Genomic DNA, 12,910 nt, shown 5'->3' with positions numbered 1-12,910 from the left:
GGCCACCACCCCGCAGCTCTAGCTTGCGGTGGCCCCCACCGACTCGCCCAGCGTCCCTAGCCTTGCAGCGGCTCCTCGCCGGTCCAGTTCTTAAACCACCGGCCCATGCTGCGCCCCATTTCCGCCATGAAGGGACTCGTGTGCTTTCGCGTGTAGATGTCGCGGACGCGCTCCCCCGCCTCCCGCGCATGGGGGCGAAACATCGCATCCATCTCGGCGATCTGCTTATCCATGGTCGCGGCATCGGCTCGGCGGTAGCGCTCGGCCATGACGATGTTCTCAACGGGGTGCGGTGTCGCGGGGCGCTCCTTTGCCGGAACGCCCAATACGAGCATCGACAGGGGAAGGGTATAGGCAGGCAGGTCCAGCAAACGGCCCACCGCCTCGGCGTTTTCCACCACATCTCCTATGTAGCAGCTCCCCAGCCCCACCGCCTCGGCAGCGATGACCGCCGTTTGGGCCGCGATGACCGCATCCTGTGCAGCGATGGCGAACTCCCCCATGCCGGGAGCACGCCGCGGGCTCTTTCCCGCTTGCTCGACAAACGATGGCTCAAAACACCCCGCATGCTCAAACAGGTCGATCCATTTTGCATAGTCGACCACAAAAACGAGCGCCCAAGGCGCCGTTGCTATGAACGGTTGGTCGTCGCAGAGCACCGCCAGCTGATCCAGCGTTTCCTGGTTGCGGATATCGATGATCGAATACATCATCATCGCGCCCGCAGACGGCGCGCGCGTAGCCGCATGCAAGACCGCGGAGCGCTGCTCGTCTGTCAACGGGTCCTGCGCGAACTTTCTCGTGGAGGAGCGTGCCTCGATGACCTCAAGCACATCGCGCTTCCACGCGCGCGCCTCCGCTGGCCGCGCGCCTCCTTCGCTCGGCTCTTCCCCGCGCTCGAAAGCACTCTGGGCTTCTGTTCGTCTCTCCATAACGCTCCATCCCCTCGCTTGTCGTGTGATGTCGTCGGCGTGGCCGCACCCGCGCACTGCCGTGGCGCCGTGGCTGCAACCGCGCGCTCGCAGCCGTGCCCGGTCGGGCCCTCCGTCCAACACAAGGCGACCGCACGGCGCATGCATCGCGCTGCTTCGGCGACGCGCCGCTTAAGAAACAGCTTAATTATTGCAAAGCCCCTGTTTGTCGATAGAATCTCGACAATCGCGGGGTACTATGGACACTTGTTGTCGCAAAGATTCGATGAAGGGCGCGTTAGCTTTTTATAAGGTCTCGCCCGCCACCAAAAGGAGCCATTCATGCTCGTCGCCATCATAACGTGCATCGCCGCCATCGCGAGCATCGTGCTTGGAGTACGCGAGTTCAAGCAAGCAAAAGCCGCCTCGAGCGAGCGCATGCCCCTCCAGCGCAGCAGCATCGCTTGGGCGATCGTGTTTTTCGCCATCCAGATCTTCGTCGCCGTTTGGAGCACCCTGGGACTCGTGCAAAACGAGCCGATCGCCCCGATCATCATGAACATCGTGCTCACCGGGTGCGTGTACCTCTCGGTGGCTCGGCCGCGCCTGGGTAAGCAGGTCGTCGCGTTCCTCTCCCCCGAGGGTCGCTGGGCGCACCCGCAAATCGCCACGGCGCTCGCCATGGTCGTTGCGGGCATCTTCTCCACCCACGCGCTCGAGATCCCCAGCAACCATGACATCTTCTGGATGTACCCCCTCTGCCTGCTGCTCGAGGTCGCGCTCGTCACGGCTATCGTCGCAGGCGTGTTCTACCTGTTCCAGCGGCGTGGCGCCGCACCCGCCATCGCCGCCTTCGTGTTCTTCGCGATCGGCATCGCTGAGTACTTCGTCATCCTCTTCAAGTCGCAGCCCATCCAGCCCGGCGACCTCACCGCCATCGCGACCGCCGCGGCTGTTGGCGCCGGCTACGTGTTCGAGCTCTCGTCGTACTGCCTGTACGGCATCGTCTTTTTCGCGCTTGCCATGATCGTCTCGAGCTACGCCGCAGTGCTTCGCCCGGACCGCGAGCATCGGTCGCGCAAGAAGTTCCTGCTCAACCTGCTCATTGGCGTGCTGTGCCTCGGTGGCGTGATCGGGCACGTAACCCTTATCGACTATTACAATGTCCTGCGCATTCAGGTGTATACCTGGCGCCCGCTCGAGAGCTATTACCGCCAGGGCTTCATCCCATCATTCGTTTCGAGCGCGCAGACCATCCAGCCCCGTAAGCCCGACGGCTACACCGCCGAGCTTGCCCAAGACCTCATCGACGAGTACGCCGCGGAGTACGATGCCGGCGAGGGATCGAGCGCCGAGCGCACGGCCGCCTCGCAGCAGTTCAGCGAGGAGAAGCCCGCGGTCGTCGTAATCATGAACGAGACGTTCTCCGACCTCTCCGTATACCAGAACCTCCACGCAGGCTACGAGGGGCCCACGTACTTCAAGAGCATCGATGACGCCGTGCAGCGCGGCGACCTGTACGTCTCGGCGTACGGAGGCGGCACCTGCAACACCGAGTTCGAGTTCCTCACGGGCAACTCCATGGCATACCTTGGGCAGGGCGTCTATCCGTACACGATCTACAACCTCACGCACGCTGAGAACCTGGCGCAGCAGTTCAGCGACCTTGGCTACAAGACCACGGCCATGCACCCCAACCACGCCACCAACTGGAACCGCGAGAACGTCTACAACGACTTCGGGTTCGACCAGTTCCTTGCTATCGAGGATTTCCAGGACGCCGACACCCTGCGCGGCATGGTGACCGACGCCGCCACCTACGACAAGATCATCGAGATGCTGCAGACCGACGATAGCCCGCAGTTCATCTTCGACGTGACGATGCAGAACCACTCCGGCTACGACACCGGGCTTCTGCCAAGCAACATCCAGACGAACTACCTCATCGACGGCACCTATGACCCCGAGGTCAACGAGTATCTCGCGCTCATCGAGCAGTCCGACCAGGCGCTCGAGGAGTTCATCGGCAAGCTGCAAAATCTCGACCGTCCGGTTGTCGTGGTGTTCTTCGGCGACCACCAGCCGTTCTTCCCCTCGGACTTCAACGACGCGTGGTACCAGAACGAAGATGAGGCAACTCACAGCGAGCGCCTGTACCACACGAGCTATGTGATCTGGGCGAACTACGACGTTGCGGGCCGCGAGCAGACGAGTAGCACCGAGGATATCTCGACCAACTTCCTCGGAGCCGAGGTCATGAACCTCATCGGCGCCCCGCTGAGCGACTACCAGAAGGCGCAGCTCTCGCTGCGCGAGAGCATGCCCGCGATCAATATCATCGGCTACCAGGACAGCAACGGCTCATGGTATCTCACGGGCACCGACACGAGCGGCGACGGAGGCTCCCTTTCCGATGCGCTTGCTGCCGCCAGCAAGGCGCGCGAAGACCTTGCGAAGATGCAGTACTTGAAGCTCTTCGACCACGGGGACAGCGTCTTCACCAAGACGCTCCAGGGCGCGGCGAACGAAACCAACCCCAACCTCGCGCCGGGCACGACGAAAATCAAATAACTTTCAAGTTTTGGGCACTCCAGCCGTGCGCCATCAGATATAAACGGATGGCGCACGGCAAAAGCGCAGGTAGAAGGCTTGCCGATTATTGGCCTACTCAGCACCCGCCTGCTGAAGTGCCCAAAACCTGCAATCATAAAACGTAGCGTGCGGCAGGCCCGCCACCGGCGCCGCCGATTGCCGTTCTTCCGCTATCGCCCAGCCTCCGCCCGCTATTGTCCGCCACCTGCCCGCTACCGCGCTGCAGCCAGAGCCTCGTCGCTGCCCCGCAGGCGGGCGGCCAGGCGATCGAGAAGCGCCGGCTTGCACCCGGCGTAGTCCTGCAAGTAGGCACGCGCCGTACCATAGCGCTCGTGAAGATGGCTGAGCGTGCGCTCCATTTCTGCCGGCTGCGCCACGAAGAGGCTGCGCGGCACGCGGCGCCTCAGCACCACCGCAACGAACACGCGCTGCGCATGCATGGAAAACGACATGTACTCCCCTGTCGCAGCGTAATCCGCGACGATCTGGGCATCGTCTACCCCAGCGAGGCCGAGTAGCAGCATCGCAATCACGCCCGTCCGGTCCTTGCCCGCACGGCAATGGAAGAGCGCGCAGCCCGGACCATCCAGCGCCTCCATCACAAGACGGAAGCTCTCCGCATCGCTATCGAGCAGCTGGAGATACACGTCCGACATGCGTCGCGGAACTTGGCCGCGCAGCCCGCTCGAATTGAGCTGATCGAGCATGGGGATGTGGATATACTCGACGTTTTGCCGCGCGCCGCGCCTGCCCGGGGCGTACGGATCTGGCCAATGGCGCACCTCGAATGAGCTGCGAACGTCGATAACCCGGCGCAAGCCGTACCGGTCGAGCCGCGCGAAGTCCTGGGTGCGCAGGCCGCCGAGTGCATCTCCCCGCAGGAATGCCCCGTGCGCCGTGGTCCCGGTTTGCCCGCCCTCGGCCACGAAGGGATACCCTCCCAGGTCGCGCACGTTGCGCGCACCTCGAAGCACAAGGCCCTGAAAGCGGGACGTGCTTTCAGATGGGTTGTTCGGCGCCGTTCCTGCCATGTCATCCTTTCGCCCACGCATGCGCGCCAAGCGCTCCCCGTGCCGAGCGTCCGGCGCACGCCTGCACCGAAACGCGGGCGCGCCCGCTCGCGCTCGAACGCACGCCGCTGCACGCCCACACGTCGCTACACGCTGAGCGCGCGGTCGCACCTGCGCGCATGAACGCCAAGCGAACGTCCGCGCGCGCCCAAGCGAACGTCCGCGCGCCGCTGCGCGCCGTTGCACGCCCGCGCGCATGCGAGAAAGCCTTAAGTATAATGAGATGGTTTGATTTCCCTGTTTTGCTTGCGTAACGCTGCGGTAAGCTCGTTGCCAGAGGAGGCACCCATGGCCGCATCACACACCGATTCGCACCTGGCTCGCACAGAGCTCGCATCCATCTCCCTCGACGACCTTATCGTAGCAATCAGGGCAGGCGGCGTCGATGCGCAGCTCGCTGCGAGTGGCACCGCGGAACAAGCAACCGTGCGCGGCATGACGGTCGACTCTCGGGAAGTTCAACCCGGAAACCTCTTCGTGTGTAAGGGCGCAGCGTTTCGCCCCGCCTTTCTCGCTAGTGCGATCGAACGCGGGGCCTGCGCCTACCTGTGCCCCAACGACGCCGCGCTCCTTGAACAGCTCGAGCTGGTGGCCCCCGGAGCGCCGCATATCGTTGCGTCCGACGTTCGCCGGGCGATGGCCCTCGTTGCACCCGTCGTCTACCAGCATCCCGAGCAAGCGCTCGACATCGTAGGCATCACGGGAACCAAGGGCAAATCGACCGTCGCATATATGCTTCGCTCTATCCTACTCGCCGCCGGCGAGACCCCATCGGTACTTGGTTCCATCGAAACCGACGACGGCATCGAGCACTACGAGAGCCACAACACCACGCCCGAGGCCCCCGAGCTCTGGCGGCATCTGTGGAACTCCGTGAAATCCGGCCGGCGCCACATGGTCATGGAGGTCTCGAGCCAAGGGCTGAAGTACGATCGCGTGCTCGGCGTGCCGCTTTCCCTTGGCGTCTTTCTCAACATCGGCCGCGACCATATCTCGGGCGTCGAGCACCCTACCTTTGAGGATTATTTCGCCAGCAAGCTGCGCATTTTCGACCAGTGCGAGACCGCCGTGGTAAACATCGACGCCGAGCACGCCCCTCGTGTGCTTTCGGCTGCCGAAAAGGCGCGGCGCCTCGTTACGGCCAGCGCGCGAGGCGCCAACGACGCCACCTTTGCCGCATTGAACGCACGGTCTACCGGCCTAGAACTCACCTTCGAGGTTGTCGACCGCCTCGATCCCGCGCACCCCCAAACGCACGCCATCGCGCTCGGCATGGCGGGCCTCTTTAACGTAGATAACGCACTCGCTGCCATCGCGTGCGCGCGCCTGCTCGGGATTGGCTACGACGCCATCTCGCGCGGCCTTGCTCATGTACGCGTGCCCGGCCGCATGGAGATCGTGGCAACGCCCGACCAGCATGTTATCGCCCTCGTCGACTATGCCCATAACGAGCTTTCGTTCGAGACGCTGTTCTCGTCGGTCAAGCGTGAATATCCAGGCAGGCGCATCATCGCGCTCTTTGGCGCGCCGGGCGGCAAGGCACAGGAGCGGCGCGAGGCGCTGCCGCGCGTTGCGGGCAAATATGCGGACCTTATCATCTATACGGAAGAGGATCCGGCGCACGAGCGCGTCGAGGATATCTGTGCGGAGCTCTCCGCCCACACCCCGGCCGACGTTGATCATGAGGTCATCTGCGACCGTGAGGAAGCCGTCGCACACGCCCTCGATGTGGCGCGCGCTGGCACCGACGATGCCGTCGTGCTGCTCCTCGCCAAGGGTGACGAAACGCGCCAGCATCGCGGCGACGAGTATCCCGAGGTCGAAAGCGACCTTTCCATCGCCAAGCGCCTGCTCGCCTCCTAACAAGCAGTGAAACGTAGACACCCGGTGTGTACGATTCAACAGAAACGTGAAACGCAGACACCCGGTGTGTACGATTCACAGGGGGAGCCTACACGAAAACGCCCCGGCATGCTGAGCCGTTGAGGCTCGCACACCGGGGCGTTCGCACGGGAAAACCCCGCACCTATATCTGCATACAGTTACTCCGCTGCCTTTTTGGCTTCGCGGGCGGCAAGGGCTGCACGCACCTTGGCGGCCTTCTCGGGGTCCATGGCCGCGAGCTTGGCCTCCATCTTAGCGACATGGTCGTCGGCGGGCGCAGCATCTGCCGCAGGGGCGCCCTCAGCCGCCTTGGCGGCATCTCCGCTCCCAGCCGCCTTGGCGCCCTCGCCCTCGGCAGCCTTCGCGGCCTTCTTGGCCGCCGCAGCCTTGCGGGCGGCCTCGACGCGCGCCTGCTGCTCGGGCGTCAGCTCGCGCTTGGGCTTCGCGGCCCCAGCGCCGGCAGCCTTACCAGCGGCGCCCTTCGCACCGGCTTTCGCAGCCGGCTTGGCGGGCATATCCTTGTGCATCGTCACCGTTGTGAGCTCCGTCGTGGGCTCCGTTGGCAAGATGCCCATCGAGAGGCAATCCTTGGGGCATTCGCGCACGCAGCTCGCGCACTGCACGCAGCGATACGGATCGATGGTCCAGTCACCGCCCTTGCGGTCCACGACAATCGCGTCGACCGGGCACGCGCGCTGGCACATGCCGCACAGGATGCAGGTGTCGATATCGTTCACCACATGGCCGCGCATATGCGGGAAGAGCGTCTCAAGATCGCGTTTCTCGTACGGATAGCGCACCGTCGCCGGCTTATGGAACAGCGAGCGCAGCGTCATCTTGCCCAGCTTGAAGGTTCCCATTGCGCTACCTCTCTGTGCAGCTGATGCACGGGTCGATGGTCAGGATAATCATGGGCACGTCGGCCAGGTCCACGCCCTGCAGCGCGCGCACAAGACCGCCCAGGTTCTGGGAAGTTGGAGTGCGCATGCGGAAGCGGTCGAGGTTCTTGGTGCCGTTGCCGCGCACGTAGTAGAACGCCTCGCCGCGCGGCTGCTCGATCATGACGAGCGACTGGCCCTCGGGGACCACCTTCGCCTTCGGCTTGCCGCCAATGCCGTCGTGCGGGATCTTCTTCACGAGCTCCTCGATGATGTCGATGGACTGGAAGACCTCCTCGCAGCGAACCTTGCAGCGAGCATAGCAGTCGCACTCGGTCGAGATGATGGGCTCGAAGTGCTCCAGGTCGCCGTATGCGCCGTACCCGGTGGTACGCATGTCGTGCTCGATGCCCGAGCCCTTGGCAAACGGACCGACCATCGAGAGCTCGAGCGCGTCCTCGAAGCTGATGTAGCCCACGCCGCACAGGCGCTCGCGCACGGTCACATCGTTGAACATAGTGTCCACGATCTCGCGATACTCGCGCTTGAGGCCCTCAAGCTGCTCGCAGACCCACTTGAGGTCTTCGTCGCTGATGTCGTGCGCCATGCCGCCCACGATCGTGATGGAAAGGATGATGCGCGCGCCGCACGTACGCTGGAAGATGTCGAGTACGGTCTCGCGCAGGCGCCAGCAGTGGTTGAAGAGCGCTTCGAATCCGAACGCGTCGGCCAGAAGGCCCAGCCACAGCAGGTGCGAGTGGCAGCGGGAGAGCTCCTCCAGAATCACGCGGAGGTACTCAGCGCGGCGCGGAATCTCGATGCCCATGAGCTTCTCGGTTGCCGACGCATAGCCGTAACCATGGCCGAAGCTGCAGATGCCGCAAACGCGCTCGGCAACGTACACGAACTGGTTGAAGTCGCGCTTCTGCACGAGCTTCTCCAAGCCGCGGTGCACGAAGCCGATCTGCGGGATGGCCTCCACCACGCGCTCGTCCTCAACGACAAGGTCTAGGTGCACCGGCTCCGGCAGCACCGGATGCTGCGGACCGAAGGGGATGACGGAACGGGTTGCCACGCTACTTCGCCTCCTTTGCAGCGCGGGCCGCAAGGGCGGCACGCACCTTGGCTGCCTTCTCGGGATCCATGGCCGCAAGCTTTGCCTCAATCTTGGCGGCGCGGTCGTCGGCCGAAGGGGCGCTGGCGGCGGGGGCATCGGCACCCGCATCGCCCGCATCCGCGGCAGCGGCGCTCGCGGGAGCAGCAGCTGCGGCCGGGTCGGCAACGTCGCCAACGCTGGCAGCGCTCTTGCCGGCCTCCACAGCAGCAATCTTGGCCGCGGCGGCGGCATCGGCCTCGGCCGCAGACTTCTCCTCTGCTGCCTTGCGCGCCTTGGCTGCCTTAGCGGCAGCGATCTTGGCCGCCTTCTCGCGCTCGGCCTTCTGCTCGGGCGTGATGACGGTCATGGGCGAATCAACCGCCACATTGAAGAAGTGCCCGCCAAAGTCGAGCTTCATGTTAACGAACTTCACGCCGACCAGGTCTTGCGTCTCGTTCTCGTAGCTGAACGCCGTGAAGTACATGTTCTGGATTGAGGGCACCTCGCTCGTCTCGTCGATATCGTAGATGTCGAGCGTGATGGCCTTATCGTTCACCTCGTCATAGAAGGTGTAGAAGAGGTCCATACCCTGTGCGGTGGTCTCGGCCGCCATCTGCACGAAGCGAAGCCCCTCGTATTTGAAGGTCTGCACGCGCGTGAGCAGCTCTCCCAGCGGGATGGTTACATACTCGGTGGTGTACATCCGCGCCTCCTACTCGTTCGTCTGCTTGGTCGCAGCCGCGGGCTGCTCGGTCTTAGCTTCTCCGGCCTTCGGGCCGCCGGTAGCCTTCGGGCCCTCGGCCGCCTTAGCGCCGGCATCCGCCTTGCTGCCGGCCGGCGCGGCCTTCGCCGTAGCCTCGGCCGCAGCATGGCGCTCGTCAACCGGGGCGTTCGGCGTTTCGGGCATCGGCTTGCCGATCGTCGCCGGGTCCTCGCCCGCCGCCAAGCGCTTCGCCTTCTCGTCCAAAATCTCAACGGCCTTAAGCACGGCGTCGATGATGGTCTCGGGGCGCACCGCGCAGCCGGGCGCGTACACGTCCACCGGAATAGCCTTGTCCACGCCGCCGATGATGTTGTAGCAATCGCGGAACACGCCGCCCGTGCACGCGCAGATGCCGCACGCCACGACGACCTTCGGCTCCATCATCTGCTCGTAGATGTGCTTCACCACGTTGATGTTCTGGTGGTTCACCGAACCCGTCACGAGGAAGATGTCCGCATGCTTGGGGTTGCCCGTGTTGATGATGCCAAAGCGCTCGAGGTCATAGAGCGGCATGAGCGAGTCGAGCACCTCGATGTCGCAGCCGTTGCAGCTCGATCCGTCGTAATGGATGAGCCACGGCGATTTGGATGCGTAACCCATATGCTCTCCTTAGATGAACGGGGTGATAAGCATGTAGAACAGGTTGATGACGCCCGCAACGAGCGCCACGAGCCACGCGTACTTAAGGCCGAACTGCCACTTGGTGCGCGCGCTGTTGTTGTCGATGAACACCTCGAAGAACCAGGTGAGGGCCACGACCGCCAACGCAACCACAAAAGAGATGGGGTTATCCCAGATGAAGAACATGCCCACCCACATGAGGAAGAGCACCGTCTCGCACCAGTGCATGATCTCGACCTTGGCGAGGGTGCGGCCCTCCATCTCGGTCGTGATGCCCTTGACGAGCTCCTGGTGCGCATGGTGGCTATAGGAGTAGTCGAACGGGCTCTTGCGCAGCTTGATGGTGAGGATGAAGAGCAAGCCCAGGAAGATCGGGATGAGCGAGATGATCATCGGCTGCTCGAGCGTAAGGAGCGACGCGGTATCGAACGACTGCGTAGCGCCGAAGAAGCCGACGGTCATGATGAGGAGCATGGGCTCGTAGCTCATCACCTGCAGGCACTCGCGGTCCGCGCCGGTATCGGCGAAGGGGCTCCGCGCGGAGTACGACGCGATGATCACGAAGAGCGTGGCCAGGGTAACCAGGAACACGCACATGAGCAGGTTGGAACCAGAGATGAACATGCCGCCCGCGAGCAGGCAGAAGATGATGGCGCAGGTGATGTACGCCTCGTCCACCGCGTTGACGCTCGCCTGCTCCTTGGCGAGGAGCTTGCGCACGTCATAGTAAGGCTGCAGCAGCTTGGGGCCCACGCGCCCCTGCATGTGCGCGCTCACCTTGCGGTCGAGCCCGTCGAGCAGGCAGCCGATAACAGGCGCGCAGACGGCGAAGACCACAACGCCGAGCAGCAGGCCGGGAAGCCCGGGGCCCACGAGACGCGGCAGGCGCTCAACATAGAACGTGCCGCCGGTGAGCACGTCGGTGTTGAAGATGAAGCAGGCGGCAAAGGCCATAAGGATGATGCCCAGGCACACGATCACGCCCACGTTGGTGAGGGCATGCTCGGGGAAGATGTCCTGCATGTACCAGTTGCGCTTGGTGGACGTCATGGTGCGGCCCATGGATCCGTGGAAGCGACGGCTGTCCGGATCGGTGCAGGTGCCGCCCAGGTAGACCTCGACACGGCGCTTCTTGCTCGCGCGGCCCCACGGGGTGAGGAAGACGATGGCGATGAACGCTACGATGACCGCCATGATGAGCATGTTGTCCACGCCGAGGAACTGCGGGTTGCTACCGAACGTAGCCTCGAGGTACGGGGAGACCACGCCGAGGGAGATAGCCGGCAGGCCAAGGCAGCACGCGAGCATGAGCACGGCGATGGAGCCGATGGCGAACCACTCCGAGCGATGCACGCCCGCCTCGACGTTCTCGGCCTTCTGGGCCACGCCCGCAAGCTTGCCGAGCCACTTGGCCCAGAAGAAGAAGGTCGCAGCGGAACCGAAGGCAAGCAGGATGAGGAAGACCACGTTGCCGGTCTCGGCGAACGAGACGAGCGTGGCCCACTTGGAGATGAGCATGCCGAACGGCGCCACGAACATACCCAGGATGCCGAGCATCATGAAGCGGGTGAGGCGCGGCAGGCGGCTGAAGAGGCCGTCCATGTCCTCGATGTTACGGCTGCCGATGCGGTGCTCAACCGTGCCCACGCACAGGAACAGGATCGACTTGGACACCGTATGGAAGATGATGAGGAAGACCGCGGCCCAAGCGGCCTCGGCGATGCCCACGCCGGCGCAGGCGGCGATGAGGCCGAGGTTCGCAATCGTGGAGTACGCGAGCACGCGCTTGGCGTTGCTCTGGCTGATGGCCATGAAGCTGCAGAGCACGAAGGTCACGCCGCCCACGGTAACGACCATGATGGAGGCCGCAGGGAAGACCATGTAAACGGGCGCGAGCTTAACCAGCAGAAAAACGCCGGCCTTGACCATCGTGGAGGAGTGGAGCAGGGCGCTCGTGGGCGTCGGGGCCACCATGGCGCCGAGGAGCCAGCTGTGGAACGGCATCTGCGCGGCCTTCGTGAGGCCCGCAACCGAAAGCAGCAGGATCGGGAAGATGAGCACGGCGGCCTGGGTGGTGCTCGCCGTCTCGATGAACGCGGCGAGCGAGAGCTCGATACCGCCGAAGTGGAGCATGATGAGGGCCGCGAGGAAGGCCAGGCCGCCGATCATGTTGAGGTTGATCTGGCGGAAGGAGTTCTTGATGGCCTCGTCCGTGCGGGTGTACCCGATCATGAGGAACGAGCAGACCGTCGTGATCTCCCAGCCGGTGAAGAGCCACTCGAGGTTGTCGGAGAGCACGATGACGAACATCGCGGAGAGGAAGATGAACATGAGCGCGCTGAAGAAGTGGCGGCGGTCGGGCGCGCCGGCGGGCTCATGATGCTGGAAGTCGTGCATGTAGCCGAGCGCGTAGACGCAGATGGCGCTGCCCACAAGGCCCACGATGAGCACCATGATCACCGAGAGCTGATCGCTGTAGAGCGGCTCGGGAAGCATGTGACCGGCGCCCTCGGAGAGCGTCATGTTTGCGAACGCGATCACGCCAACGGTCTGAACGAGGCCGAGAACGAGCGCAAGCCGGTTCTTGTAACGCACGGCGTGCCACAAGATGACCGCGCAGAGCACGATGTCGATCGCCGTGAATACCCAGGTAGCGATGTAGCTCGTCTCCTGGGGCAACGCGAAGGATACGTGGCCGACGAACAGGTACTGCACCGCGAACGCCACAGCGGTAACACCCGTTATCGCTGCCGCCGCAATCGTAATGACGTTGCGCTGGGATTCGCTCCGGAACAGCATGAGCAGTACCGCCGCGATGAGCGGTACGGCGACAAGCGCCGCGATGAGACTCATGTGTCTCCTCCTCAATCCATGGATCCGATAAGACGGGTTTTATTCGTGTGCCTCCTCAACACACCAAACGTTTACATATTGTAGCTAACTTGACCCCCCGTGCGGTAGGAATTCGGCGGTGAACGGCAATGCGTTGCGCAACGGCGCGCCCAATCCGGGCCTGGGCTGCCGCCTCATCGCCACGCAGGCCCGGCCTCCCCGCGGCCAGCTAGCCTCGGCAGGGCTCTCCCCCACTACCAGGC

The 12,910-nt window shown here is 63.7% G+C and carries 9 protein-coding genes; 2 read left to right on the top strand and 7 right to left on the bottom strand.

Features of this window, described 5'->3' with window-relative positions:
• Nucleotides 1-56 precede the first annotated feature (56 nt).
• Nucleotides 57-932, bottom strand: a complete 876-nt coding sequence (locus AC1VS5_RS08375) for a nitroreductase family protein (protein WP_481218330.1) — start codon at nucleotides 930-932, stop codon at nucleotides 57-59.
• Between the two features lie 321 nt (nucleotides 933-1,253).
• Between AC1VS5_RS08375 and AC1VS5_RS08370 the strand changes: the two genes are divergently transcribed.
• Nucleotides 1,254-3,482, top strand: coding sequence for an LTA synthase family protein (locus AC1VS5_RS08370; protein WP_481218329.1), 2,229 nt, complete (start codon nucleotides 1,254-1,256; stop codon nucleotides 3,480-3,482).
• A gap of 233 nt (nucleotides 3,483-3,715) precedes the next feature.
• Here AC1VS5_RS08370 and AC1VS5_RS08365 read toward each other — a convergent pair whose 3' ends face one another.
• Nucleotides 3,716-4,534 (bottom strand): tyrosine-protein phosphatase, encoded by an 819-nt coding sequence (locus AC1VS5_RS08365; RefSeq protein WP_481218328.1) that lies wholly within the window; start codon nucleotides 4,532-4,534, stop codon nucleotides 3,716-3,718.
• Nucleotides 4,535-4,861: 327 nt separating this feature from the next.
• On the opposite strand from AC1VS5_RS08365, the gene AC1VS5_RS08360 reads away from it, so the two are divergent.
• Nucleotides 4,862-6,436 (top strand): Mur ligase family protein, encoded by a 1,575-nt coding sequence (locus AC1VS5_RS08360; protein ID WP_481218327.1) that lies wholly within the window; start codon nucleotides 4,862-4,864, stop codon nucleotides 6,434-6,436.
• A gap of 179 nt (nucleotides 6,437-6,615) precedes the next feature.
• On the opposite strand, the gene AC1VS5_RS08355 is transcribed toward AC1VS5_RS08360, so the two are convergent.
• Genes AC1VS5_RS08355 through AC1VS5_RS08335 form a run of 5 tightly spaced genes read right to left on the bottom strand, consistent with a single transcriptional unit; the run spans nucleotide 6,616 to nucleotide 12,668 of the window.
• Complete coding sequence (locus AC1VS5_RS08355) at nucleotides 6,616-7,317, bottom strand: 4Fe-4S binding protein (RefSeq protein WP_019127444.1); 702 nt, start codon at nucleotides 7,315-7,317, stop codon at nucleotides 6,616-6,618.
• Nucleotides 7,318-7,321: 4 nt separating this feature from the next.
• A complete protein-coding gene (locus AC1VS5_RS08350) occupies nucleotides 7,322-8,410 on the bottom strand; it encodes a hydrogenase large subunit (protein WP_019127443.1) in 1,089 nt (362 codons plus the stop codon).
• Nucleotide 8,411: 1 nt separating this feature from the next.
• On the bottom strand, nucleotides 8,412-9,134 hold the full coding sequence (locus tag AC1VS5_RS08345; RefSeq protein ID WP_481218326.1) for an NADH-quinone oxidoreductase subunit C: 723 nt from the start codon (nucleotides 9,132-9,134) through the stop codon (nucleotides 8,412-8,414).
• A gap of 9 nt (nucleotides 9,135-9,143) precedes the next feature.
• On the bottom strand, nucleotides 9,144-9,794 hold the full coding sequence (locus tag AC1VS5_RS08340) for an NADH-quinone oxidoreductase subunit B family protein (RefSeq protein WP_481218325.1): 651 nt from the start codon (nucleotides 9,792-9,794) through the stop codon (nucleotides 9,144-9,146).
• Nucleotides 9,795-9,803: 9 nt separating this feature from the next.
• A complete protein-coding gene (locus AC1VS5_RS08335) occupies nucleotides 9,804-12,668 on the bottom strand; it encodes a proton-conducting transporter transmembrane domain-containing protein (RefSeq protein ID WP_329739205.1) in 2,865 nt (954 codons plus the stop codon).
• Nucleotides 12,669-12,910: the final 242 nt, after the last annotated feature.

The organism is Enorma sp. (assembly GCF_982429025.1).
The sequence above is the reverse complement of the archived record's forward strand: the minus strand, read 5'-3'. Positions and strand labels throughout refer to the sequence as shown.

Bases quoted from the DNA above. Each gene is read 5' to 3' on its own strand.
- AC1VS5_RS08360 (WP_481218327.1), top strand. From the start codon at position 4,862: ATGGCCGCATCACACACCGATTCGCACCTGGCTCGCACAGAGCTCGCA.
- AC1VS5_RS08335 (WP_329739205.1), bottom strand. From the start codon at position 12,668: ATGAGTCTCATCGCGGCGCTTGTCGCCGTACCGCTCATCGCGGCGGTA.
- AC1VS5_RS08370 (WP_481218329.1), top strand. From the start codon at position 1,254: ATGCTCGTCGCCATCATAACGTGCATCGCCGCCATCGCGAGCATCGTG.
- AC1VS5_RS08345 (WP_481218326.1), bottom strand. From the start codon at position 9,134: ATGTACACCACCGAGTATGTAACCATCCCGCTGGGAGAGCTGCTCACG.
- AC1VS5_RS08355 (WP_019127444.1), bottom strand. From the start codon at position 7,317: ATGGGAACCTTCAAGCTGGGCAAGATGACGCTGCGCTCGCTGTTCCAT.
- AC1VS5_RS08365 (WP_481218328.1), bottom strand. From the start codon at position 4,534: ATGGCAGGAACGGCGCCGAACAACCCATCTGAAAGCACGTCCCGCTTT.
- AC1VS5_RS08340 (WP_481218325.1), bottom strand. From the start codon at position 9,794: ATGGGTTACGCATCCAAATCGCCGTGGCTCATCCATTACGACGGATCG.
- AC1VS5_RS08375 (WP_481218330.1), bottom strand. From the start codon at position 932: ATGGAGAGACGAACAGAAGCCCAGAGTGCTTTCGAGCGCGGGGAAGAG.